The following is a 24,111-nucleotide window of genomic DNA, read 5'->3' on the forward strand; positions in this document are numbered from 1 at the left end:
TAAAAAAAAGGCCTTAACGGCCTTTTTTTATTTATGCAAATTACTAATTACTTCTCTAGCAAAATGTCATGAATTTTCGCAAGATCAGATTTACCAGCAATAATTTCATCCGGTGTTAAACCCGATAGTTCATGCGGGAACACTAACCACTCTTCAGACTCATGAATATAATAATCTGGAACAGTGTCTACTTTTGAGTTTTTTGGCTTGTAGTACGGACATGCAATACGAATATCACGTGGCAAGTTTAAGCGCATAAGCTCTGAAAGCTTTTCTTTTAATGCAACAATACTACGACCTGAGTCAAACACATCATCAACAATTAGTAATGAATCACCTGCATTTGCGTTCTCTACAATGTAATGTAAGCCGTGTACTTTAATTTCTTTCGACTGCTTACCAATACCGTAATAAGACGATGTACGTACTGCAATGTGGTCAGTCTCAATGCCTTTGTAATCGTAATACTCTTGAACAGCAATACCGATCGGTGCACCACCTCGCCAAATACCAATAATAAAATCAGGACGAAAGCCATCTTGGTATACTTGTGCCGCTACGCGGAACGAATCTTCAAGCAGCTGTTGAGCTGTGATGTAGCACTTATCTGACATAATTAGAAACCCCAGTGGTGGATATAATATTTGAGCGCAGCTTAGAGTTAAGCAAAAATTAAACTCAAACAGGTATTGGCGACGGATTTTACCGTAAATGAAATAAAATTGCTTGCCTGTAAATTAAAAAATAGGCACCCAAGGGTGCCTATTTTTAGCGTAAAAAGCGTAATTTAGTAAATATTATGCTTTTTCTTGTAAAGTACGAGCAACCGTACGCATACCTTGCGTTGTTGCGCCCGCTGCCCATTGGCTTGTACTGCCCATGTTAAATGCAGCCGCTAAATCGATGTGTACCCAGCCTTTGCCATCATTTGGCACAAAGCGCGATAAAAAGCCTGCCGCATTCGATGCGCCGCCGTAACCGCCACCCTTTTGTGCACGGCTATTTGCCGTATCAGCATAAGGAGATGGGCAGTTTTGTTGATGCCATTTTTCAAGAGGCAGTGGCCAAGCAGCTTCCATTTCTTGAGATGCAAAACTCTCAACTTCACGTACAAGCTCTTTATCAAGTGCAAATAATGCATTGTACTCTTGGCCAACTGCAACAAGCGCTGCACCGGTTAGTGTTGCTGCATCAATAATAAGTGGAGCGCCAGTCTCCCCAGCTGCCATTAAACCATCAGCAAGTACTAAACGACCTTCAGCATCCGTGTTTACAATTTCAACTGTTGTGCCATTTTTATAAGTAAGAATGTCACCTAATTTGTATGCATGACCTGAAATTAAGTTCTCAGCACAACATAAAAACAGCTTAATACGTTTTTCAATACCACGGTTAATAGCCAATGCTAAACCTGCAGTTACTGTTGCAGCGCCGCCCATGTCGCACTTCATACCAAGCATACCTTCGCTTGATTTAATTGAGTAACCACCTGAGTCAAACGTAATACCTTTACCTACAAGCGCTGCACTTACTGGTGCATTTTCGTCGCCTGTTGGATTGTAATCAAGCTCAAGCAATACTGGCGGGCGAACACTACCGCGACCAACAGCATGAATACCAATCCACTGTTGTTCTAGTAACGCATCACCTTTAATGATTTGGTAACTTACGTGTTCAGGCGCTAATGATTGAATAAACTCAGCTGCTTTTTCGGCTAGGCTCTCTGGGTAAATGTCATCGGCAGTACCGTTAACCATTTCACGTGCCCAAATTGCTGACGTTTTTAAGTGAGCAAGTTCTTTAATATCTGATTGTGCGTTATCAACAAACTCAACACCGTTTAACGATTTTGGTGTTACAAAGCCTTGATAAAAAGCCCACTGGCTTTCTGTACACCAAGCATCGCCAGCTAATTCAACGTTTTTAATACCTTGGATTGCAATAGTACGACCAGCTTTTTGAACATTTTTCAATGTTTCTTGCTCAGACAAATGAACAGTTGCACCGCGCTCATTAAAAGACAATGACGCATTATCGCCCCAATGACTCGCTGCTGCTTGTTCGCTTAGTTGAACAACAAATTTTTCACTCATGTTAGAATACCCTTGCACTTAAATGTGCCACCGAGTTTACTATAGAGCGCTTAAGTTCCCAACAGCTTGAGATAAATAACATAAATCACACTGCTGTGCAGTATTTACACTTTGGAAGTTATTATGAAGTACACGCCAACGCTGCAACCAGCCACCTTACTAAAGCGCTACAAACGCTTTTTAGCTGATTTACAACTAAGTGATGGCAGCGAATTTACCGCCCACTGTGCTAATACAGGTAAAATGACGGGATGCGCTGAGCCGGGTTTTGCTGCTTTTTATTCAACAAGTGATAACGCAAAACGAAAATACCCGCATTCATTAGAGCTTACGCAAAATAACTTATCGCAGCTTATTTGTGTAAATACAGCGGTGGCTAATAAAGTAGTAGAAGAAGCAATAAACAATAATGTGATAAGCGAGCTACTCGACTACAGTCAATTGCAAAGCGAAGTAAAGTACGGCAGCGAAAACAGCAGAATCGACTTTTTACTCAAAGACAAAAATAAGCCTGATTGCTACGTAGAAGTTAAATCAGTCACATTATTAAGCGAAGATGCACCACAAAGCGGGCAAGGCTACTTTCCTGATGCGCAAACACTGCGTGGACAAAAACATATCCGCGAACTAATAGAAATGATCGAACAAGGCCACCGAGCAGTATTACTGTTCGCTGTTTTACATGAAGGAATAAATACCGTAAGTGCAGCTGCGCATATTGATAAAAAATACGCCACGCTATTAAGCCAAGCAATAATAGCCGGCGTTGAAGTATTAGCATACAAGGCCACTATTTCTGCTAATGAAGTTTTACTTCATAAAAAAATAGTATTTGCACAATAATGTATTAAACCAAGGGATTGAACTAAGCGTAATCTGCAAAATAAGCAAAGTACTCAAATTAAAGAAAGTTATAAAAATTAACTTGTTTTTAAAGCTTTTGCCCACATAACAAGGCAAGTTTTAGAAAGCGAATATGTGAATTAATTAAAAGTGTAAATAAACTATTAATACACTTTTTACTCAGTAAGCATGGTTGAAGCTAATTCGATTAATTAAAAATAAATTTGCCTAGGGTATAAGATTCTGTTATTTATACCGCCGGCTAATGCTGAGGCATTAAATTAAGGATTTAGGAGAGAGTTATGCCAGACCAAAAGAAACATGGTTTATTGGCTCAAGCCGGTTTAGAACCATACCAAGAAAAACCAGGCGAAGAGTACATGAATGATGCACAACGTGCTCATTTTAGAGCGATTTTAGAAACTTGGCGTAATGATTTACGTAACGAAGTTGATCGTACTAAATCACACATGCAAGACGAAGCTGCTAACTTTCCTGACCCAGTTGACCGCGCTGCACAAGAAGAAGAGTTCTCGTTAGAACTTCGTACTCGTGACCGCGAACGTAAATTAATCAAAAAAATTGAAAAAACAATTAATTTGATTAAAGAAGATGATTTTGGCTTTTGTGAGTCTTGTGGCATCGAAATTGGCATACGTCGCTTAGAAGCACGTCCTACTGCCGATTTATGCGTAGACTGCAAAACACTTGCAGAAATCAAAGAAAAGCAATCTGGACGCGGCTAATTAATACTTATTAATTAGTTATGTCTCCTACAGCCGTTACTGCGCCTATGCGTAAATATCGCGGTCGTTTTGCACCGTCTCCTTCTGGGCCATTACATTTTGGCTCACTTGTAGCGGCTGTGGGTAGTTATCTAGATGCAAAAGCTAACCAAGGAGATTGGTTAGTTCGTATAGAAGACATTGACACTACGCGCGTGGTTAAAAACGCCGACTCCGATATTCTGAATACCTTACATGCCTACGCCCTTCACTGGGACGAAACTGTTGTGTATCAAACGCAGCGTCTGCCTTTATACCAAGATATTACCCGCTCACTTTTAAAACAAAAGCTTGTTTATGGTTGCACTTGTACTCGCAAACAAATAAAAGCCATTGGCGGTATTTATCAAGGGTATTGCCAAGCACTTAGCCATAATACGGAGTCCGGTGCGCTTCGCTTAGTTCAGCAACATCCAACTACTCAATTTAATGATTTAATTCAAGGTGATATAACAGTAAATAGCGCCCTTTCCCATGAAGATTACTTAATTAAGCGCAGCGATGATTTATTTGCATATCAACTTGTTGTGGTCGTCGATGATATTGATCAAGGGATTAATCGAATTGTAAGAGGCGCTGATTTAATTGAGCCAACCGCAAGGCAAATTAGTTTGTTTAAACAACTAAATAGCCCTGTGCCTGAATTTGCTCATTTACCTTTAGCGGTTGCCAAGCCTGGTTTCAAATTGTCTAAACAAAACTATGCTCCCGCCATTAGCAAACAAAATCCAAAGCCTGCTTTAATTAGTGCATTTGAGTTTTTAGGGTTGCCTGTTATAGCTGATTTAATCGATTTAAATATTGAACAATTAATCGCTTGGGGAATTAAAAACTTTAGCTTAAAACAGGTACCACAAGTATCCGAAATACAAATTTCTCAGCATCCACGTAGTCAGAAAGTCCAATTTACACATTTAAGTAAATAAAATAGCTAAAAACGGCTTAATTTCAACACATCAACTTAATTTTTAAACCCTGCTGGTATATGATAGCCGCCTAAATATATGCTAATTACGTCAAACAGCTAGTACTGGGCTATAACCGCCTTATTTGCTGTAACTTTTGATTGCGATGCAGAGTCAATCACACCTTCTAGGAGACAGACTATTATTTCCAAGCTTTTTCAATTTTGCCGACAAATAATCGGCCCGAATACCAGTGCCGAAAGCGCTTCTGTAAGCAGTGAACCTATTGTTGTCACTCGTGGTGAGCATGGTATTTCTCGCAAACAATTTAGCCCAAATGCAATCAAAGTATTATACCGCTTAAAAGACGGTGGCTACGATGCCTACCTTGTTGGTGGTTGTATTCGCGATATATTGTTAGGCCAACAGCCAAAAGATTTTGACGTAGTTACTAACGCAACGCCAGATCAAGTAAAAAAACTATTTAGAAACTGTCGCCTTATTGGCCGTCGCTTTCGCTTAGCACATATTGTATTTGGCCGTGAAATTATTGAAGTGGCGACTATGCGTGGCCATCACGAAGCGCAAGAAGACAAAAACCAAATAAGCCAATCAAGCGATGAAGGCCAATTACTACGTGACAACGTATTTGGCAGTATTGAAGAAGATGCAGAACGCCGCGACTTTTCAATCAATGCACTTTATTACTCAATCAAAGATTTTAGTATTCACGATTACGCCAACGGCTTAGCGGCAATTAAAGCTAAACAAATTGAGCTAATCGGCGACCCTGAAACGCGTTACCGCGAAGACCCTGTTCGTATGTTACGTGCAGTTCGCTTTGCTACTAAACTTGATATGAGCATTGCGCCTAAAAGTGAAAAGCCAATTAGCGAGCTTGCAAGTTTGCTTGATAACATTCCGCCAGCACGTTTATTTGAAGAAATTCTTAAGCTGTTTTTAAACGGCAAGGCCGAAGCTAACTTTTTAATGCTGCGTAAATACGGCTTATTCCGCTCACTGTTTCCTGAGCTTGATAAAATCTTAGATAAAAACCCAAGTGGCCTAGAACACACGCTTATTCAGCAAATGTTTCAAAATACTGACAAGCGCATTAATGCTGATAAAAAAGTAACACCCGCGTTTATTTTTGCCGCACTACTTTGGTTTCCGCTGCTTGAACGTACTAAAAAGATTCAAAGCCAAGAGCAACTTGCAGAATACGACGCTTTCGCACAAGCAATGAATAAAGTACTCAGCGATAACTCACAACACATTGCGGTTCCTAAACGCTTTACTCTAGGCGCCCGCGATATTTGGCATATTCAGCACCGCTTAGATAAACGCGCAGGCCAACGTGCTTACAGACTAACGCAGCAACCTCGCTTCAAAGCCGCCTACGACTTTTTACTCTTACGCGTAGACGCAGGCGAAACACAGCATACTGAGCTTGCCCAGTGGTGGACACAATACTTAGGCCAAGATATAAACGGCCAAAAAGAGATGGTTAAAAACTTAGGTCATCAAGGTGGTCCTAAGCCGCGAAGACGCCGTCGACCTACTAAAAAGCCAGCTGAGTAATAACATGCATTGTGTTTATTTGGGTTTAGGTGCCAACCTAAACTCACCAAAAGAGCAGCTTGATAACGCGGTAATCGCGCTTAAAAAGCTGCCCAATTGTGAATTTATAAGCGTATCGCATTACTATGCTAGTAAGCCTATGGGCCCACAAGATCAACCTGACTATATCAATGCAGTAGCGTGTATTAAAACGACCCTTAAGCCAGAGCAATTGCTTGATTTAACACAAAGCATTGAGCTTGAGCATGGTCGAGTAAGAAAAGCTGAGCGTTGGGGTCCACGCACTCTTGATATAGATACTCTATTATTTGGTGATAAAATTATAAATACGGCGCGCTTAACCGTGCCTCATTATGGTTTAAGTGATCGCGAGTTTGTGGTTTATCCGCTATTAGAGCTTGCACCTGAACTTATTTTACCTAGCGGCGTTGCATTAAAAACCATTGCAAGTAATTTACCGCTCAACGACTTACAACAATTACCTCTGTAATTAACCTAGGCTTTTGCCTGCGAGGATATTATGTCTAAAATAACCGTTTCTACTTTAAATAAAATGAAAGCAGAAAATAACAAAATTACTGCATTAACAGCCTACGACGCTAGTTTTGCAAAGTTATTTCATGATAACGGCGTTGAAGTTATTTTAGTGGGTGACTCTTTGGGTATGGTACTACAAGGCGGCGATGACACCCTTGGCGTAACCAATCAAGATATTGCATATCATACCCGCTGTGTACGCGCCGGTAGTCGCGAATTATTTGTAATTGCTGACTTACCGTTTATGACCTACTCAAGCGTAAGTGATACTTGTAAAAATGCAGCTGAACTTATGCGCGCTGGCGCAAACATGATTAAGCTTGAAGGCGGAGAATGGCTTTACGAGAGCATTAAAACGCTTACTCAACAAGGTATTCCAGTTTGTGGGCATTTAGGCCTTACACCACAGTCAGTACATGTATTTGGTGGCTTTAAAATACAAGGTCGCGAAGAAGACAAAGCACAAAAAATGATTGATGATGCAAAAGCCCTAGAAGCCGCTGGCGCACAATTATTAGTACTTGAATGTATTCCAAGTGCATTGGCTAAACGCATTACAGACGCTCTAAGTATCCCAACTATTGGTATTGGTGCTGGTAGCCTAACTGATGGCCAAATACTGGTAATGCATGACCTTGTTGGTATTTCCGCAGGTTACATTCCTAAATTTTCTAAAAACTTTTTGCTCGAAACAGGCAATATGCCTGCAGCCGTTCAAAAGTATTGTACAGACGTTAAAAATGGCGCATTTCCAAGCGCTGAACACGAGTTTAAATAATGCAGTCAATTACTGAAATTAGATCGTTACGTAGTCAAATTAAAGCATGGCGCCAAGCTGGTCTTAGCGTGGCACTTGTGCCAACGATGGGCAACTTGCACCGTGGGCATTTTTCGCTAGTAGAAAAAGCAAAAAACTTAGCCGATAAAGTCGTTGTGAGTATTTTTGTTAACCCAATGCAATTTGGTGCTAACGAAGATTTAGATAACTATCCTCGTACGCTAAATGAAGACAAGCAAGGCCTTGCTGAACTAGGCACTGATATTGTGTTTACTCCAAGTGTAGATACAATCTATCCAAATGGACTTGGTGCACAAAGCTTTGTAGATGTGCCTGATATTTCATTAGGCTATTGCGGTGGCTCACGTCCTGGCCACTTCAGAGGCGTTGCTACAATAGTGACTAAGTTATTCAACCTTGTACAACCAGACTACGCCTGCTTTGGTGAAAAAGATTTTCAGCAACTGCAAGTAATTAAAACCATGGCACGCGACTTATCAATTCCGGTTGAAGTTATTGGTGTACCTACAATGCGAGAAGTTTCTGGCCTTGCTATGAGCTCCCGTAATGGTTACTTATCGAACGAGCAAAAAGCGACAGCAACCGTATTATTCAAAGCACTTAATACATGCGCTGAGCAACTTAAAAGTGGCGAAAAAGACTTCGTAAAACTTGAAAGCTTAGCTAAACAAAGTTTAGAGCAAGCAGGCCTAAAGCCAGACTATTTTGAGATTGCTCAACGAGATACATTAAAAACTGCTACAATCGAAGATACTCAATTTGTTATTTTAGCCGCAGCCTATTTTGGTGGTGTTAGATTGATCGACAATATTCAAGTCGAAATTTAATATTATTGCGACTCCATTTTAAGGATAAGAAGCATGCACACTTTAATAAAAACAAGCGTAGTCGCCCTTACTTTTGCACTATTAGTAGGTTGCCAAAACCAAGTTGAAAACCCTGAAATGAACCAGTGTGCTCAACAAAATTACCAATGTGAAAGTACATGTGAACAGCAAACAACAGCTGATAGCTTAAAGCAACAAGTATGCTCTGGTAAATGTGTTGAGAGCTACAATCAGTGTAAAGTACAAGCCGAAAAATTAGGTAATATTTAATTCCTTAAAGTTTTTAGTTTTAGACACAAAAAAACCGCTCAATGAGCGGTTTTTTATTGCTTATAGTTTATTAATTTAAACCAAGCTTTTTAAGTTCTGTTTTTACTAGCTTTGCAGAAAGAGGTACATAACCATCTTTTTCTACAATTTGCTGACCATCTTTTGAAAGTACCATTCTTAAAAATTGTTCTTCCATAGGTGATAGCGGCTTATTCGGGTGTTTATTCACATAAACATATAAAAAGCGCGATAGCGGATATTTACCTTGTGCAACGTTATCAAGTGTTGCATCAACAAAGTTATCGCCTTTTTTAGCAAGCGGTACTGTACGTACGCCCGATGTTTTATAACCGATACCAGAGTAACCAATTGCATTTAATGAAGATGAAATTGACTGTACTACCGATGCAGAGCCTGGTTGCTCATTTACGTTATTACGGAAATCACCTTTACACAGTGCTTTCTTTTTAAAGTAACCGTAAGTACCTGATACTGAGTTACGTCCGTAAAGTTGAACATCTTTAGCTGCCCAGTCACCTGTTAAACCAACATCGCTCCAACGGTTAACTTGCTCTGATGCGCCACATTTACGAGTAGATGAAAAAATCGCATCTACTTGGTCAATACGAAGACCTTCAATTGGATTATCTTTATGTACAAATACTGCAAGTGCATCAATAGCTACACGTACTTCTGTTGGTTTGTAACCGTAACGTTTTTCGAACGCTTCGATTTCTTTAGATTTCATTTTACGGCTCATTGGACCTAGGTTAGCTGTACCTTCGGTAAGTGCCGGTGGCGCAGTAGAAGAACCTGCCGCTTGAATTTGAATATTTACATTTGGGTAAATACGTTTGTACTCTTCAGCCCAGAACGTCATCATGTTGGCTAAAGTGTCAGAACCTACTGATGAGAAGTTACCTGAAACACCACTAATTTTTTGATACTCAGGAATATCTTGGTCTAAAGCAACTGCTTGTGCAGATACGAAAGTTGTAACAGCCACACCCATTGCGGCAACTAAGTTTTTAAATTTCATGTAGGGTTCTCCGGTTTGTTCGTCCCATTTTCTAACTGCTGCCCACTCTAAAGTGAGTACATGACAGTTACATTACTCTTAAATGACACTTTTATGACTTTGCTTTTCAGCCTAATTACTTAGCTAGCGAAACTATCTTATCTATTGAAAATTCAAAAGAAAAACACGAACCTTTGTTAACTTCACTACTAATATTTAATTTACTATCGTGGCGCGTTAGTACATGTTTTGTAATCGCAAGCCCTAAACCTGAGCCACCTGTTGTTCTGCTGCGGGCTTTATCAACACGATAAAAACGCTCAGTTAAACGGTTAATATGCTCAGGCGCAATACCATCACCATTATCGGTAACACTAAAACATGCTTTATTGTTTTTTCGCTGCCAACATACTTCCACTTTGCCACCGGGTTTTGTGTAATGAATCGCGTTAAATACTAAATTAGAAAACGCACTACGCAGTTCATCCTCAGAGCCTTTAATATCAAGGGTTTTATCAATATTAAAAATAAGCTCATGGCCTTTGTCTTGGTTAATTGAATTTGCTTCAGTGTGAATATAACCAAGTAATTGCGGTACGTTTATAGCTTTATCGTTGTCTTGACGCCGTGCACCCTCAATACGTGAAAGCGATAGTAACTGGCTGACTAAGCTATCCATGCGCTTACATTGTTCAAGCATGGTATTTTGCGCTTTGTTCCACATTGCTGGCGGCGGCATCATGTCACCTTCCATCATCTCAAGATACCCTGTAACCACTGTAAGCGGCGTACGTAGTTCATGTGACACATTGGCTACAAAGTCTTTACGCATCTGTTCTAGCTGTTTTAAGCGCGTTACATCACGCACAACAACCATAAGTTGCGTGCTTGCATAAGGCATTACCCTAAATTCTAGTACTTGCTCAACGCTATGACCATTATCCAGCTCAAGCGCATCATCAAATTCGCCTTTGTGCATGTATTTAGCAAACTTAGGTTCGCGAATTAAATTATCAAGACGCTGACCATGATCGGTTGGCCACTGCAGGCCAAGCACTTTAAGCGCTAATTGATTACACCACACAATACTTAAATCGTTTTGTAATACCACAACCGCATCAGGTACTGCTTCAGCTCCATCGCGAAAGCGACGAATTAAATCAGCAAGCTCATTACGTTTTTTACGATTACGGTGCTGCAGATGATAAATACCTTCAAACACTTGCTCCCATGCACCCTCGCCCTCTGGTGGATTAAAGCTACGTTGATTAAGTAGCCAATCGCTCAAACGATAAAGTTGATGGTAGTGCCAAATAAGGAGGGAAAAAGATCCTAAAAATAAAAGCAAAAATGGCGCGCCAACCAGCACACCAATTAATAGTAAGGGTAAAAAATAGATAAACAGGCGCTTTACTAACGCCTGCTTATTAACAACTCGATACATACACTCACTTTACCTTAGAGTAGTAATACATGCATATTTCACACATTAGCTAAGCTTTAAGCTGATCACAGCTTACTTGAAAAACGATACCCAGCACCACGTACAGTTTGCACTAAACGGTCGTGTCCAAGTGGGCCAATTGCTTTACGTAGGCGACGAATGTGCACATCAACCGTGCGATCTTCTACGTAAACGTTAGTTCCCCATACATGATCAAGCAGTTGTTCACGACTATAAACACGCTCTGGGTGGGTCATAAAAAAGTGCAGTAATCTAAATTCGGTTGGCCCCATATCAAGCTCGTTACCTTCTGAGGTAACACGATGCGAAATAGGATCTAAACGCAGGCCATGTACTTCAATAGCCTCTTCTAATGAGGTTGGCGATACACGGCGAATAACCGCTTTAATACGTGCCATAAGCTCTTTAGGAGAAAATGGCTTAGTGACGTAATCGTCAGCACCTACTTCAAGGCCGCGTACTTTGTCTTCTTCTTCGCCACGGGCTGTAAGCATAATAATTGGGATTTGGCGGGTGTGTTCGTTTTGCTTAAACTTTTTAGCAATTTGAATACCGCTTCCACCTGGTAACATCCAATCAAGTAAAACCATATCTGGGTAAGGTTCAACCATAGCTGCAATAGCAGAGTCGTAATCTTCTGCTTCAATTGCTTGAAATCCATTTTGCTCTAAAACAAAAACCAACATCTCCCTGATAGGAGCTTCGTCATCTACGACTAGTACTTTACGTGACATTCCAATTTATCTCTTACGCTATCGAATTAGTTTTCATTATTATGACTAAGTATGACATTTTTATGAAAGTGTAACGTGTAAATTAAAATGGTGGTAAAAAAAACACAAATTAGTGACAAAAAACCTCATTAACGTCATATTTTTAAAACTTTTTTAATATTTAACGTAATAATTAGAGATTTACGATAAATTTATAAAATAGCTAATTTTTGAAATTATCTACTTTTTGTCGCTAGTTAAATCATTAAATAATACAAAATTAGCTGGGATCATTGTTTTACTAACCAATACTTTTTTACAGATCGATCGTTTAAAAGTAACTTTAAAGCTATTTTAAAATTAACAAACCCGCCTGTGTAACAATCAATACGTTTAAAAATAGATCTAAATTTTACTAAGCCCCAAATAAAGGATCAGATTTTTACCAAGCCGATCTACTCTCAGATCAGAGTTGTACCTAGTCAAAGCCATAAGCTGTTGATTGTTTGTACAAATAAATAACGATCAAATTATCTCAGAGCCTAAAATAGCGCAAAAGTGTATTTGGCTTAGTAAAGTAATGATCCGAAAAGGCTGTGTTAGTAAATGCGTGATCCCAAAGTAAGGTGTTGGTAATACAGTGATCTGATCAATAGAAGCCGTAATATAAAAGGACTGGCATTAAAAAAGCCAGCAACTGGGTTACTGGCTTTTAAACTATTTATTTTAAAATAGATTTATTATCTAATTTTAGGATCAAGTTCGCCGCTTAAGTATTTAAGGTGCATTTCATCAAGTGAAATTGGCTTAATTTTACTAGCCTGACCAGAAGTACCAAACGAGTTATAGCGTGCAACACAAATCTCTGTCATTGCTTTAGTTGCTTCAGCTAGGTATTTACGTGGATCGAAATTAGATGGGTTTAGCGCCATATGACGGCGAATTGCACCGGTAGATGCTAAACGTAAATCGGTATCAATATTTACCTTACGAACACCAAACTTAATGCCTTCAACAATCTGTTCAACCGGCACACCATAAGTTTCTGGAATTTCGCCACCATACTGATTAATAATTTCTAACCATTCTTGTGGAACAGAAGACGAACCATGCATCACTAAATGCGTGTTAGGAATACGCGCATGAATCGCTTTAATACGATCAATCGCTAAAATGTCATCGGTTGGTGGGCGAGTAAATTTATAAGCACCGTGTGAAGTACCACAGGCAATTGCAAGTGCATCAACGTGTGTTTTATTTACAAAGTCAGCCGCTTCTTCAGGATCTGTTAGCATTTGCTCAGTGGTTAGTAACCCTTCTGCGCCAACACCATCTTCTTCGCCAGCTTCACCTGTTTCTAGTGAACCAAGCACACCTAGCTCGCCTTCAACCGATACGCCACAGGCATGCGCCATAGCAACAGTTTCGCGCGTTACTTCTACATTGTATTCGTAGCTTGAAGGGGTTTTACCGTCGCTCATTAACGAGCCATCCATCATTACTGATGAAAAACCAAGCTGAATTGAACGCTGACATACACCTGGCGATGTGCCGTGATCTTGGTGCATAACAACGGGGATATGTGGCCATTCTTCAACGGCTGCTAAAATCATATGACGAATAAATGGAGCACCAGCATAAGCACGTGCACCAGCTGATCCCTGAACGATTACTGGGCTGTTTGTTTTGTCAGCCGCTTCCATTATTGCGCGCATTTGCTCTTGATTGTTAACGTTAAAAGCAGGTACGCCGTAACCATGCTCTGCTGCATGATCTAAAAGTTGTCGCATACTGATTAAAGCCATTGGGTATTCTCCAATTTATCGACAGTAGTTCCCTACCATCTAGTTTGAACGGATGTGTTAGTTTGGCGTTATAACAACGCCACGAAAAACCACTGCTTTGCAGTAATATTCCGTCTAAATTAACTATTAAATTAGGGTGAGAGGTATTTAATAATTAATTGTCGGTGAGGGCTATTAACCCTCACCTTACGCTACTAAAATTACTTAGCGCGCGACTCTAGCATTTCAACTGCTGGAAGTTTTTTGCCTTCTAAAAACTCTAAGAACGCACCACCACCAGTAGAAATATAAGAAACTTTATCGGCAATGCCGTATTTATCAATTGCGGCTAGGGTATCACCACCACCCGCAATCGAAAATGCATTTGAGTTAGCAATTGCTTGTGCAATAGCACGTGTGCCATTACCAAATTGGTCAAACTCAAACACGCCAACAGGGCCATTCCATACAACAGTGCCCGCATTTGCAATAATTTTTGCAAGCTTGCTCGCTGTATCAGGACCAATATCAAAAATCATATCGTCGCTTGTCACTTCGCTTACATCTTTAAGCGTAGCTACAGCAGATTCAGAAAACTCATTACCAACAACTACGTCAGTCGGTACCGGAATTTCACCATTATTAGCAATCGCTGCTGCACATAAACGGTTCGCTTCATCCATTAAATCAGGTTCGTAAAGCGATTTACCAACTGGGCTACCTGATGCAGCAATAAAGGTATTTGCAATACCGCCGCCAGTAACTAATTGGTCAACAATTTTAGAAAGTGAATCTAAAACGGTTAGCTTAGTAGATACTTTAGAACCACCAACAATCGCTACTAATGGACGCGCTGGGTTATCAAGTGCTTTGCCTAACGCTTCTAGCTCAGCTGATAACAATGGACCTGCACATGCCACATCAGCAAATAAGCCAACGCCATGGGTAGATGCTTGTGCACGATGAGCCGTACCAAATGCATCCATTACATATACATCACACAGTGCTGCAAGTTGCTTAGATAAGGCTTCGTCGTTTTTCTTCTCGCCTTTGTTAAAGCGCACATTTTCAAAAACAACAACTTCGTTATCAGCAATATCAACACCGTTTAGGTAATCTTTTTCTAAACGTACAGTTTGCTCAAGGGCATCGTTTAAGTAATCAGCGACAGGTGCTAGCGAAAACTCTTCATCATATTCCCCTTCCGTAGGACGGCCAAGGTGTGACATAACCATTACTTTAGCACCCATCTCAAGCGCTAATTTAATAGTAGGTAGTGCTGCACGAATACGCGCATCTGACGTCACTTTACCTGCTTTAACTGGTACATTTAAATCTTCACGAATTAATACGCGTTTGCCGTTTAAATCTAAATCTGCCATTTTTATGACCGACATGAACATCTCCTTAGTTAACGATACTGAACCTGAAAAATACGTTTAAAATTATTATATTAATAAATTACTTATTCACTGCCATCATAGCACGCGCTGTGTCGAGCATGCGATTAGCAAAACCCCATTCGTTATCACACCATACCAATAGCTTTATCAGTCGTTTGTGACTAACACGTGTTTGTGTGCCATCAATAATACAAGAATGTGGGTCGTGATTAAAATCAACCGATACAAGCGGCTCTTCGGTATAACTTAAAATACCTTCTAAGCGGTCTTTTGCTTGTGCTTTAAGTGCGTTATTTACTGCGTTTAAATCTACATCGGTATTAACCGTTACACTTAAATCCATTGCCGTTACATTTATAGTAGGAACACGTACGGCGATGGCTTCAAAACGGCCTTTAAATTTAGGTAAAATACGGTCTATACCACGGGCGAGCTTTGTATCAACTGGAATAATTGATTGGCTTGCAGCGCGAGTACGGCGTAAATCATGATGATAACCATCAATCACTTGTTGATCGTTCATCGACGCATGAATCGTTGTAATAGCGCCCGACTCAATACCAAATGCATCATCTAATACTTTAATAACCGGCACAACACAGTTAGTTGTACACGAGCCGTTAGACACAATTGTGTGCTCGCGTTTAAGCTCGTCGTCGTTAATGCCATACACAATCGTAGCATCAACATCGTTATCAGCCGGGTGTGAAAACAACACCTTTTTAGCGCCTGCAGTAATATGTAACTGCGCATGTTCACGCGAGTGATAAACACCCGTACATTCAAGTACAACGTCTACATCGAGCGTTTGCCAAGGTAATTCAATTGGGTTTTCTTCACAAAAAAGTGCAATGGTATCGCCTGCAACACTAATGGTGTCTTCACCAAGTTTTACAGGAAAAGAAAAACGACCGTGGGATGTGTCGTATTTTAATAAATGAGCAATAGCTTCAGGATCAGCAAGTTCGTTAATCGCAACAATTTTTATATCGTCGCTCAAACCAGACTCGTATAACGCGCGGACAATATTTCGACCAATACGACCAAAACCATTAATTGCAAGTTTGATTGCCATGAAATATAAAATCCACTCTTTTAGCGTGCAGATAAAGGCAATACGCCTTTTAGATGGCTGTATTGTAATCGACCTTGAGCATTATTATAAGAGGGTAGCATTAGAAACTTTAAATTAAGGTTAAAGAGCTTACGCATTGCAAGCTCTTTGATGGTTCTGACTTTTTAAATTAAGTTTTTATACTAAATTTTTTAATGCGTTAATTATATCTTCTGGCTCAGAACGAGTACGGTAATCAACATCAACATAACGCCAAGTCACTTTACCTTGTTCATCTAAAACAAAGGTGGCAGGGATCGGTAAAACACGACTATTGCCATTATTAACCGACTCTAAATCTAGGCCTCGGTCTACTCGCATATGCTCTAGTAAAAATGTAGGTACTTGCCATGCTACGCCGTAGCTTGCTGCTACATCGGCATTTTGATCACTCAGTACTAAAAAATCCATGTTACTTATTTCATCATCACTAAGTGAGCCATCGGGTACTTGCGGGCTAATAGCCACCAATTGTGCGCCTAACGCATGAATTTCAGGCAAGCGTGCTTGAAGCGCTTTGAGCTGTAAATTGCAGTACGGACACCAACTACCACGATAAAAAGTAACAACTACAGGCCCTTTAGCAAGTAACTCGGTTAACTGCACCGATTGACCATGTTGATTTGGTAACTCAAAACTTGGTGCGCTTTGGTTTAAATCAAGTGCATTAGCACCTTGTTGAAACGCTTTTGCCTGTGCAATCGTTTCATCAACACCTTTCATAAAATCAGGATTACCTTTACGCCCTGCTGCTATTTTTGCCTCAGTTTGTGCTTTTAACGTGTTATTTTCATCGCTCATAATATGGCTACCTTTAAATTAATCAAAAACTTAAAGCCAGCTTACATTATGAAAATGTATTTGAAATGAAAATTTTGGGGCGTGTTGACCATTCGGGGTTAAATTTGTTCTATCTAGGGGCTATTTAATCGCGGCGCGAGGTTTGAAACCTAATGGGCTAAGTAAAAACCGAGCAACAAAGAGTGAATTGTCCCTAGGACGAACCCAAAGGGCAGCGCATGTTTGGTATTTATGCTGTGTTATCGCCTACTTATGTGGAATAACCACACAGCATAGGCTCTGCCTTGCTTTAATACCAAACATACCGCTGCAAATTCAACATCGAAAGAAAAACACGCCCTAACTTAATCATTTACCTCTAAATCAAACACCACGTTTATTGATGATTTAAAGCTTATCGTTTGCTGTAAATAATTTTTGCGAGCTTTAGGAAATGAATCGCTCATTGGATTTACTCTATCTATTTTTTTAACCGCTGCACCAAAGCCACTGTAAACGCTTTTTTGAGTTGAGCTAATAGTGCGTACTTCACCCACTTTTGTACCAAAGGACTTAGCAAGTACATTTGCTTTTTCTTTTGCGTTATTAAGTGCTTGTTGTGTGGCTTGTGCTTGTAACAGCTCAGCTTTTGAAGATAAAAACTCAGTATTTTGAATCGCATTTACTTTTAAATTCAATAAAAAATCACTTAAATCATTCACTCTTTCAATGTTTTTTAGTGTTACTTCAAAGGTCCTTATAGCTGCGTATTCAGCGGGAGCTTGATGCCCTGTTTCAATGTAATCCATACCCGTTTTTTCAACTTTAACACTTGAGGCAACTACATCATCGGCAGTTATTTCAAATTGATTTAGTCCGTCAATTAGTAAATTAACTTTATTATCAAGATCGTTCTTAGCTGCTAAAGGTTCGTTTTTAATACTTATAATTTGAAATAGTATTTTAGCGATATCAGGATTGGCAATCACCTCTGCAGTCCCTTGAACCGAAATTTGACGGCTTGTAGGTAAGCTTGAATTAGCAAAAGTGATAAGTGGGAATAAGGTTAAGAAAATGGCAGTGATGAGTTTCATGATCGTCCTTGAATAGCAATAATTTATTATCAAATCGCTTGTTGTTTAACGAGTGATAGGACTTCTGGTTTTTTTAATTCTTCTATTAAAAATTTACTCCAATACAATGAATACAAATAACCTTCAAAACCTTCTACAAAACCTGAAAATTCACCTTTAAAATCTCTTTGCTCACCACGTGGTCTTGCATCATAAAATTTCCAACATTTAGTATGTAAAGCTATATTAAAGAAAGGGATTTTTTTAGAAACAAGATCTACAACTTTACTTGGTCTTAACTTAAAAGGATTTTCGACCCCTTTAATAAATGCAACACCTTGTTCGTAGTTTTCTAACTCTTGCTCACTTAACTTATTTACGTTAATAAACTCTATAGCCATATCTGCTGACTTTGCATGATTTCCTAGTTTAGGAACCAAAAAGGCTCGAACCCTATATTTTTGACTTTGAACTACATCATCGTTTAGATCATTTCGATATGTTTCCATATATCGGCGAACAACTTTGTAATTATCTTTTTGAAGCTGTTTCAAAGCATCTATCTGAGCTTGTTCGGAAATTCTTGTTAATTGCATTGCAATCGCAAGACTTGCAGTTAAAGCATGCTCATCTCCAAACTCTTCAACTAGTATTGTTTCGAAATTACTTAATGCTGACTGACATTCACCACTCACGGCTAAATCAATAGCAGGTAAGCTTCGATGTTCTATTTTATTTCTTAACCCGATCAGAAATTTTATATTCGCTTTTTCTGGAGCTTCAAATCCCTGCCAATACCCATCGATGCACTCTCTCAATTCCCATGACTTTTCTTCACCATCGATAAAAATCGTTCTTCCATTTGCATCTTTATGGAAATAATCAATTCCTTTCTTCTCAAATATGGCATGCATAAGCGATGTGTAAGCAATTACTATATTTACTATAAACCCATAAGTTTTAAATTCAGTATAGGGATTGTTATAAGTTGATACGGCAAGCAACGCGAACTCTTTAGCCTTGTGAAGTAATATTCCTTTTACTGAATGATCAATTACTTGTTGTAACTTTTGGCTATGAACCGCTCTAAATTCATTTTTACTTAAAAAAGCTATTCCGGAACTTGAATACTGCTCTCCATCTTTTTCTAGATATTGATACCAGCGTTTAGATAAATATGTTCTACATGTGTCAGCCTTCCACTCCGTTGCTTCCATTAATTGAAGTACAGTAAAAGCTTCACTCTCTTTTTCTTTTTCAATAAGAAAATTATAAGCTAAATCAACTTTTTCGTATTTATTCATCTTCGCTATTCCATCTGCGTTTTCTATTTATGAAATTTATATTTTTAATATTAAATAATAAACGTACAAGTACCTATAATCATACGAATTACAATAAAAGTAAACTGCCTATCATTAACCTCGGTGTTAACCGATAAGGCATTTTATCGTTGGGTTTCGCTGTCCTCTATCCAACCTACGTCAACTCGGCTACTTTTAGCTCTTTGCCACGGCTTATTTGATGGCACTGGGCTAGCAGTAACTCGGCGGTGGCTTGTGCATCGGTCAGTGCATGGTGGCAATGATAGCTTGGTAACTCATAACGTGTGCGGCAGGCATTAAGGGTTAAATCATCTTGTTTTATTTCAGTTGAATGATGAAGTAAGCGCTTTTGTTCAATATGGAGTGTGTCGATTATGAGTTTGGGACGTATCGTTATATTGGCATTTTTAAGCGCTATTTTTAAAAATCCCCAGTCGAGCATGGCATTATGAAACACTAAAATACAGTCGCTAAAATGGCTGCTTAACTGCGTTAATATACTATTTAGGCTTTGCCCTTTTGCTATAGCATCATCACTAATTCCATGAAAAACAGGACTTTGCTCAAGGCTTTTTACGTCTTTATTTATAAGGTGCTGCGACTCGCTCATTTTTATACATTGGTTATCTATTATCACCCACGCTAGTGATACAATTTCGTGCTGTTTTGCATCAAGGCCAGTGAGCTCTAAATCAATCACCAAATAACGTTGTTGTAAGGCATTTTTGCCTAGTAATTTACGGCGCTTTAAATACCGAGTGAGCAGCTTTTTTACCATGTTAGTAATCCATCATTATAAACTGCCGCGAGCAAACTTAAACGCGGCGGCTTGCTGCGCTTGTTTAACAAGGTAAAACGCTTCTTTTAGTTGATGGCGCTCTAGTGAGTTTAATTTATTAGGATTAATACAGTTACTCGGTAAGCCCTCTTCGTTTATTTGTGTACTCAAGCGAAGCTGCGTTAAGAACCGCCAGCAGTCTTTTAGGTTGTATATATCTTCTTTGCTGATCAGTTTATGTTTTAGTAGTGCGTCTAATCGCTCTTGTGTGTTGGCGCGCCTAATACCCGCTTTTAAAGCGTATAACCGCACTATGTCATTTATAATTACGACACCGCGTTTTTTTAAATCTATATATTTGTTATTTTGATCTGTTTTTTCGGTTTTAAATTTATTAAATAAACCAATTGGCACGCTGTTACTGCTTATGTCGGTTGCCATTGCGGCATAGAATAAGTCGTTACGCGATATACGAATTAATTGCTCGCAAAAAGCGGTATATAAAGCATTTGAACCTTCAATAAATCGCAGGTCAAAAAATATTTTACAGTTAAGCATTGCATCAGGTGTGGGGCTTTTTATCCATTTAAAAAAGCGCTCACTCCAGTCGTTTACGCTCATTCGGCACTCATCGCTGCTTGCCATAATATTACCTGGGCAACGCCTAATACCGCATTCAACTAAGTTTTCACATACAAACTCTCCCATACTTTTAAAGTAAGCGTGTTGCTCGGGAGTTAAGTCGTTAGGGAGTAATAAGCCGTTATCTTGATCTGAATGCAAAGTTTGCTCTTCGCGTGCTTGCGAGCCAAAGCAAATAAAACTAAAGCTGGTCGGTGCTGCGCCATGATCTTCTTGAAATAAATGAATAAGGCGCGATGTAAGCGCATCAGTTAAACCACTCAGTAATTTACCAATTAGCGATATGTCGTCAATGTTGTACGAAAAACCACGCAAAAGTTCGGGGATTTCTTTTGCGTAGCGTTTTAAATCAGTAACAGTATGCGCTTTGTATATGCGCCCAATAAGCTGTACGGGGTCACTTTTTTGTTGGCGCAGTAAATCGGTGCTGGTTATCATTCCTATCGGGTTATGGTTTTCGTCGAGCACGGGCAAATGGTGAATATTGTATTTAAGCATTAAGTGCAGCGCCGAAAATACCCGGTTATTTTCAAATATAAACTTGGGCTTAGCGGTCATAATACTGCTGACTGCATCTTGTGGGTCTACCTCGTCAGCAAGTACGCGGTTACGTAAATCGCGGTCAGTCACAACTCCCACTAAGTGCGCGTGCTGCGTTATCATTATTGACGAGACACCATGCTCTTTCATTTTTTTAGCGCTTTGCCTAATACTTGCATCGGGCGAAAGTGTAATTGCTGTGCGGGTCATCAGTTCTGATATTTTACGTTCTGACCAACTATCGTTTTTACTTTTATAATGCGATGACAACAACCGGTTAGCATGAGCGCGTACAAAGTATTGCTCAAACGATTTGTATTCTCGGCGTAAATAATCAAAATGCGTTTGAGAGAGCATATACACTATGCCTTCTTTTTGTACTTCTAACCTATTTTGAATTGCTTCGCCGGTTAACAGCGACGGAAAACCAAAATAATCACCTTGCGCTAAGCGTGTAACAACATCCCCCTTGCCATCAACTAGGTCGTACAAACCAGAGCGAATTAAAAATAGTTTAGGGCTTTCACTTTGTAACCACTGAGTTTGGTTTTCGCGGGTGAGGTAAATAATATCAAGATGATTTACAAAATATTCGTATGCGCTGCTATCAAGCAGTGTAAAAGGCGCTTGCAAACAAACGTATTGGGCTATTTCTTGTTGCTCTACACTCATTGTTGTACTCATTAAAAAGTATATACAACACCAATGTACTTATTTATTAAACAAATAAAAAGCCCGACTAAAGTCGGGCTTTTGGTGCTTTATGTTTTCTAAACTGTAACTTATAAATTGTGGCTAATGGTCATGCGCTTCAGCCGATCCTTTAGGGTTACGAATACCTTCAACCATTAGTTGAATTTCAACTGGTGTAGGTTTAGTAAACTTAAGAACAATTGCAGCTACTGCAAAGTTAATAATCATACCAATTAAGCCAATACCTTCAGGTGAAATACCTAAGAACCAGTTTTCAGGGCTGTTTAGCTCTGGGCTAACAAACTTGAAGAAAATGATATACGCAGCGGTAAAACCAATACCCGTTACCATGCCTGCAATTGCGCCTTCGCGGTTCATTGTTTTAGAGAATATACCCATAATAATTGCTGGGAAGAAACTCGCTGCCGCCAAGCCGAATGCAAATGCCACTACCGATGCCACAAATCCAGGCGGGTTAATACCAAAGTACGCGGAGATAACAATAGCGACCATGGCTGCCAACCTCGCTGCAAGTAACTCTTGCTTGTCGGTAATATCGGGCTTAAGAGTTCGCTTGAGTAAATCGTGCGAAACAGAGGTCGAAATAACCAGTAGTAAACCTGCTGTTGTAGACAGTGCAGCGGCAATACCACCCGCAGCTACAAGTGCGATTACCCATGCTGGTAAGTTAGCAATTTCTGGATTAGCTAATACCATAATGTCGCGGTCTACGTTTACTTCATTAGCACTGTTCGGATCGGTGATTTTACCCGCCGTGTAGAACATTTTGCCATCGCCGTTTTTATCATCAAATGTAATTAAACCTGTGCGTTCCCAGTTTTTAATCCACCCTGGTGCTTCTGCATACTCTGTCCCACTGCCATCTTTACCGTTTATGGTATCAATCATGTTTACACGAGCAAACGAGGCAACCGCTGGTGCTGTGGTATAAACAATCGCGATGAACACAAGTGTCCATGCAGCAGAAATACGTGTGTCTTTTACGCGAGGTACAGTGAAAAAGCGAACAATTACATGTGGTAAACCCGCAGTACCTACCATTAACGCACCTGTGATAGCAAACACGTCAATCATGCTCTTAGAGCCTTCGGTGTACTGTGCAAAACCAAGCTCAGCGCTTAAGCCGTCTAGTTTATCAAGTACGTACACGCCATCGCTGCCAATTAATGTGGCACCAAAACCTGTTTGTGGGAAGAAGTGACCCGTCATCATCATCGAGATAAAAATGGCTGGTACAAGGTATGCAAATACAAGTACACAGTACTGCGCTACTTGCGTGTAGGTAATGCCTTTCATGCCGCCTAGTACGGCGTAGAAAAATACAATCACCATACCAATGTAAACACCGGTTTCTATTTCTACTTCTAAAAAGCGTGAAAACACCACGCCTACGCCACGCATTTGCCCTGCAATGTAAGTGAAACAAATGAATATGGCACATACAATTGCCACTAAACGCGCGGTGCGTGAATAGTAACGGTCGCCAATAAAGTCAGGCACGGTAAACTTGCCGAATTTACGTAAGTAAGGCGCTAAACACATGGCTAATAGTACATAACCACCAGTCCACCCCATTAAGTAAACGCTGCCATCGTAACCTGCAAACGAAATAATACCCGCCATTGAAATAAACGACGCGGCGCTCATCCAATCCGCGGCTGTTGCCATACCATTAGCAAGAGGAGGTACGCCGCCGCCTGCTACATAAAACTCTTTAGTTGAACCCGCTCGGGCCCAAATTGCTATGCCGATATAAAGCGCAAAGCTTAAACCAACAATTATAAACGTGAGTGTTTGAACATCCATTGCTTAGCTCCTATTCGTCTACGCCGTATTTTTTATCTAACGTATTCATTTTGAAAACGTACACAAAAATCAAAGCAACAAAGGTATAAATCGCGCCTTGCTGGGCGAACCAGAAGCCAAGTTTAAACCCAAAAAAGCGCACTTCATTAAGTACATCAACCAGTAATATGCCAAAGCCGAAAGACACGATAAACCACACTGCTAATAGTTTAAATAACAGTGAAATGTTTTCTGCCCAATAAGCTTTTGCTTGTTCTTCATCTTTAAAAGCCATTTTTGTTTTCCCCTTTAAGCACCGCAATATCGCGATGAGTGG

23 protein-coding genes are annotated in these 24,111 nt (G+C 39.8%); 8 read left to right on the forward strand and 15 right to left on the reverse strand.

Annotation, left to right across the window (positions count from 1 at the left end):
* Positions 1–47: 47 nt before the first annotated feature.
* On the reverse strand, positions 48–614 hold the full coding sequence (locus tag WNY98_RS16600) for a phosphoribosyltransferase family protein (protein WP_007377478.1): 567 nt from the start codon (positions 612–614) through the stop codon (positions 48–50).
* Between the two features lie 183 nt (positions 615–797).
* Positions 798–2,093, reverse strand: coding sequence for an aminopeptidase PepB (gene pepB, locus WNY98_RS16605; RefSeq protein ID WP_024589754.1), 1,296 nt, complete (start codon positions 2,091–2,093; stop codon positions 798–800).
* Positions 2,094–2,216: 123 nt separating this feature from the next.
* Between pepB and sfsA the strand changes: the two genes are divergently transcribed.
* The 8 genes from sfsA to WNY98_RS16645 all read left to right on the forward strand — a co-directional run bounded on the left by sfsA (position 2,217) and on the right by WNY98_RS16645 (position 8,640).
* A complete protein-coding gene (gene sfsA, locus WNY98_RS16610) occupies positions 2,217–2,936 on the forward strand; it encodes a DNA/RNA nuclease SfsA (protein WP_342878435.1) in 720 nt (239 codons plus the stop codon).
* Positions 2,937–3,238: 302 nt separating this feature from the next.
* The gene (gene dksA / locus WNY98_RS16615; protein ID WP_002962671.1) at positions 3,239–3,682 is read left to right on the forward strand and encodes an RNA polymerase-binding protein DksA; all 444 of its coding nucleotides are present in this window, start codon (positions 3,239–3,241) and stop codon (positions 3,680–3,682) included.
* A gap of 20 nt (positions 3,683–3,702) precedes the next feature.
* A complete protein-coding gene (gene gluQRS, locus WNY98_RS16620; protein WP_342878436.1) occupies positions 3,703–4,647 on the forward strand; it encodes a tRNA glutamyl-Q(34) synthetase GluQRS in 945 nt (314 codons plus the stop codon).
* A 216-nt stretch (positions 4,648–4,863) separates the two neighbouring features.
* Positions 4,864–6,207: a polynucleotide adenylyltransferase PcnB gene (gene pcnB / locus WNY98_RS16625; RefSeq protein ID WP_253188823.1), complete on the forward strand. Its 1,344-nt coding sequence runs from the start codon at positions 4,864–4,866 to the stop codon at positions 6,205–6,207.
* A gap of 4 nt (positions 6,208–6,211) precedes the next feature.
* Entirely contained in the window at positions 6,212–6,697 is a 486-nt protein-coding gene (gene folK, locus WNY98_RS16630; protein ID WP_342878437.1) for a 2-amino-4-hydroxy-6-hydroxymethyldihydropteridine diphosphokinase, read from the forward strand.
* A gap of 30 nt (positions 6,698–6,727) precedes the next feature.
* Positions 6,728–7,522, forward strand: a complete 795-nt coding sequence (gene panB / locus WNY98_RS16635; RefSeq protein ID WP_007587166.1) for a 3-methyl-2-oxobutanoate hydroxymethyltransferase — start codon at positions 6,728–6,730, stop codon at positions 7,520–7,522.
* Positions 7,522–8,370 (forward strand): pantoate--beta-alanine ligase, encoded by an 849-nt coding sequence (panC, locus tag WNY98_RS16640; protein ID WP_024603833.1) that lies wholly within the window; start codon positions 7,522–7,524, stop codon positions 8,368–8,370. Before panB ends, panC begins: the two co-directional genes overlap by 1 nt.
* A gap of 33 nt (positions 8,371–8,403) precedes the next feature.
* Positions 8,404–8,640 carry a hypothetical protein gene (locus tag WNY98_RS16645; protein WP_024598974.1) on the forward strand — a complete coding sequence of 79 codons (237 nt, stop codon included), beginning with the start codon at positions 8,404–8,406 and terminating at the stop codon, positions 8,638–8,640.
* A 70-nt stretch (positions 8,641–8,710) separates the two neighbouring features.
* Here the strand turns inward: WNY98_RS16645 and WNY98_RS16650 are convergent, their stop codons facing one another.
* The 13 genes from WNY98_RS16650 to WNY98_RS16710 all read right to left on the reverse strand — a co-directional run bounded on the left by WNY98_RS16650 (position 8,711) and on the right by WNY98_RS16710 (position 24,069).
* On the reverse strand, positions 8,711–9,679 hold the full coding sequence (locus WNY98_RS16650) for a phosphate ABC transporter substrate-binding protein PstS family protein (RefSeq protein WP_024598975.1): 969 nt from the start codon (positions 9,677–9,679) through the stop codon (positions 8,711–8,713).
* Positions 9,680–9,794: 115 nt separating this feature from the next.
* On the reverse strand, positions 9,795–11,102 hold the full coding sequence (phoR, locus tag WNY98_RS16655) for a phosphate regulon sensor histidine kinase PhoR (RefSeq protein ID WP_024598976.1): 1,308 nt from the start codon (positions 11,100–11,102) through the stop codon (positions 9,795–9,797).
* 65 nt (positions 11,103–11,167) lie between these two features.
* A complete protein-coding gene (gene phoB, locus WNY98_RS16660) occupies positions 11,168–11,857 on the reverse strand; it encodes a phosphate regulon transcriptional regulator PhoB (protein ID WP_006791869.1) in 690 nt (229 codons plus the stop codon).
* A gap of 719 nt (positions 11,858–12,576) precedes the next feature.
* Positions 12,577–13,641, reverse strand: a complete 1,065-nt coding sequence (gene fba / locus WNY98_RS16665) for a class II fructose-bisphosphate aldolase (RefSeq protein WP_007587174.1) — start codon at positions 13,639–13,641, stop codon at positions 12,577–12,579.
* A 200-nt stretch (positions 13,642–13,841) separates the two neighbouring features.
* Positions 13,842–15,017 (reverse strand): phosphoglycerate kinase, encoded by a 1,176-nt coding sequence (locus tag WNY98_RS16670; protein ID WP_024598977.1) that lies wholly within the window; start codon positions 15,015–15,017, stop codon positions 13,842–13,844.
* Positions 15,018–15,081: 64 nt separating this feature from the next.
* Positions 15,082–16,098, reverse strand: coding sequence for an erythrose-4-phosphate dehydrogenase (gene epd, locus WNY98_RS16675; RefSeq protein WP_024598978.1), 1,017 nt, complete (start codon positions 16,096–16,098; stop codon positions 15,082–15,084).
* A 177-nt stretch (positions 16,099–16,275) separates the two neighbouring features.
* Positions 16,276–16,938, reverse strand: a complete 663-nt coding sequence (locus WNY98_RS16680; protein WP_342875833.1) for a peroxiredoxin-like family protein — start codon at positions 16,936–16,938, stop codon at positions 16,276–16,278.
* A gap of 344 nt (positions 16,939–17,282) precedes the next feature.
* A complete protein-coding gene (locus WNY98_RS16685) occupies positions 17,283–18,011 on the reverse strand; it encodes an SIMPL domain-containing protein (protein WP_342878438.1) in 729 nt (242 codons plus the stop codon).
* 29 nt (positions 18,012–18,040) lie between these two features.
* Positions 18,041–19,294, reverse strand: coding sequence for a DUF3644 domain-containing protein (locus WNY98_RS16690; protein ID WP_342878439.1), 1,254 nt, complete (start codon positions 19,292–19,294; stop codon positions 18,041–18,043).
* A gap of 175 nt (positions 19,295–19,469) precedes the next feature.
* Positions 19,470–20,093 carry a 3'-5' exonuclease gene (locus WNY98_RS16695; RefSeq protein WP_342878440.1) on the reverse strand — a complete coding sequence of 208 codons (624 nt, stop codon included), beginning with the start codon at positions 20,091–20,093 and terminating at the stop codon, positions 19,470–19,472.
* 15 nt (positions 20,094–20,108) lie between these two features.
* Positions 20,109–21,947: a DUF294 nucleotidyltransferase-like domain-containing protein gene (locus WNY98_RS16700; RefSeq protein ID WP_342878441.1), complete on the reverse strand. Its 1,839-nt coding sequence runs from the start codon at positions 21,945–21,947 to the stop codon at positions 20,109–20,111.
* A 123-nt stretch (positions 21,948–22,070) separates the two neighbouring features.
* Positions 22,071–23,795: a sodium:solute symporter family protein gene (locus WNY98_RS16705; RefSeq protein WP_076925307.1), complete on the reverse strand. Its 1,725-nt coding sequence runs from the start codon at positions 23,793–23,795 to the stop codon at positions 22,071–22,073.
* A gap of 10 nt (positions 23,796–23,805) precedes the next feature.
* Positions 23,806–24,069: a DUF4212 domain-containing protein gene (locus WNY98_RS16710; RefSeq protein WP_007377498.1), complete on the reverse strand. Its 264-nt coding sequence runs from the start codon at positions 24,067–24,069 to the stop codon at positions 23,806–23,808.
* Positions 24,070–24,111: the final 42 nt, after the last annotated feature.

Source organism: Pseudoalteromonas sp. AS71 (assembly GCF_038900275.1).
GTDB lineage: Bacteria > Pseudomonadota > Gammaproteobacteria > Enterobacterales > Alteromonadaceae > Pseudoalteromonas.

Bases quoted from the DNA above. Each gene is read 5' to 3' on its own strand.
- WNY98_RS16600 (WP_007377478.1), bottom strand. From the start codon at position 614: ATGTCAGATAAGTGCTACATCACAGCTCAACAGCTGCTTGAAGATTCG.
- pepB (WP_024589754.1), bottom strand. From the start codon at position 2,093: ATGAGTGAAAAATTTGTTGTTCAACTAAGCGAACAAGCAGCAGCGAGT.
- sfsA (WP_342878435.1), top strand. From the start codon at position 2,217: ATGAAGTACACGCCAACGCTGCAACCAGCCACCTTACTAAAGCGCTAC.
- dksA (WP_002962671.1), top strand. From the start codon at position 3,239: ATGCCAGACCAAAAGAAACATGGTTTATTGGCTCAAGCCGGTTTAGAA.
- gluQRS (WP_342878436.1), top strand. From the start codon at position 3,703: ATGTCTCCTACAGCCGTTACTGCGCCTATGCGTAAATATCGCGGTCGT.
- folK (WP_342878437.1), top strand. From the start codon at position 6,212: ATGCATTGTGTTTATTTGGGTTTAGGTGCCAACCTAAACTCACCAAAA.
- panB (WP_007587166.1), top strand. From the start codon at position 6,728: ATGTCTAAAATAACCGTTTCTACTTTAAATAAAATGAAAGCAGAAAAT.
- panC (WP_024603833.1), top strand. From the start codon at position 7,522: ATGCAGTCAATTACTGAAATTAGATCGTTACGTAGTCAAATTAAAGCA.
- WNY98_RS16645 (WP_024598974.1), top strand. From the start codon at position 8,404: ATGCACACTTTAATAAAAACAAGCGTAGTCGCCCTTACTTTTGCACTA.
- WNY98_RS16650 (WP_024598975.1), bottom strand. From the start codon at position 9,679: ATGAAATTTAAAAACTTAGTTGCCGCAATGGGTGTGGCTGTTACAACT.
- phoR (WP_024598976.1), bottom strand. From the start codon at position 11,102: ATGTATCGAGTTGTTAATAAGCAGGCGTTAGTAAAGCGCCTGTTTATC.
- phoB (WP_006791869.1), bottom strand. From the start codon at position 11,857: ATGTCACGTAAAGTACTAGTCGTAGATGACGAAGCTCCTATCAGGGAG.
- fba (WP_007587174.1), bottom strand. From the start codon at position 13,641: ATGGCTTTAATCAGTATGCGACAACTTTTAGATCATGCAGCAGAGCAT.
- WNY98_RS16670 (WP_024598977.1), bottom strand. From the start codon at position 15,017: ATGTCGGTCATAAAAATGGCAGATTTAGATTTAAACGGCAAACGCGTA.
- epd (WP_024598978.1), bottom strand. From the start codon at position 16,098: ATGGCAATCAAACTTGCAATTAATGGTTTTGGTCGTATTGGTCGAAAT.
- WNY98_RS16680 (WP_342875833.1), bottom strand. From the start codon at position 16,938: ATGAGCGATGAAAATAACACGTTAAAAGCACAAACTGAGGCAAAAATA.
- WNY98_RS16685 (WP_342878438.1), bottom strand. From the start codon at position 18,011: ATGAAACTCATCACTGCCATTTTCTTAACCTTATTCCCACTTATCACT.
- WNY98_RS16690 (WP_342878439.1), bottom strand. From the start codon at position 19,294: ATGAATAAATACGAAAAAGTTGATTTAGCTTATAATTTTCTTATTGAA.
- WNY98_RS16695 (WP_342878440.1), bottom strand. From the start codon at position 20,093: ATGGTAAAAAAGCTGCTCACTCGGTATTTAAAGCGCCGTAAATTACTA.
- WNY98_RS16700 (WP_342878441.1), bottom strand. From the start codon at position 21,947: ATGAGTGTAGAGCAACAAGAAATAGCCCAATACGTTTGTTTGCAAGCG.
- WNY98_RS16705 (WP_076925307.1), bottom strand. From the start codon at position 23,795: ATGGATGTTCAAACACTCACGTTTATAATTGTTGGTTTAAGCTTTGCG.
- WNY98_RS16710 (WP_007377498.1), bottom strand. From the start codon at position 24,069: ATGGCTTTTAAAGATGAAGAACAAGCAAAAGCTTATTGGGCAGAAAAC.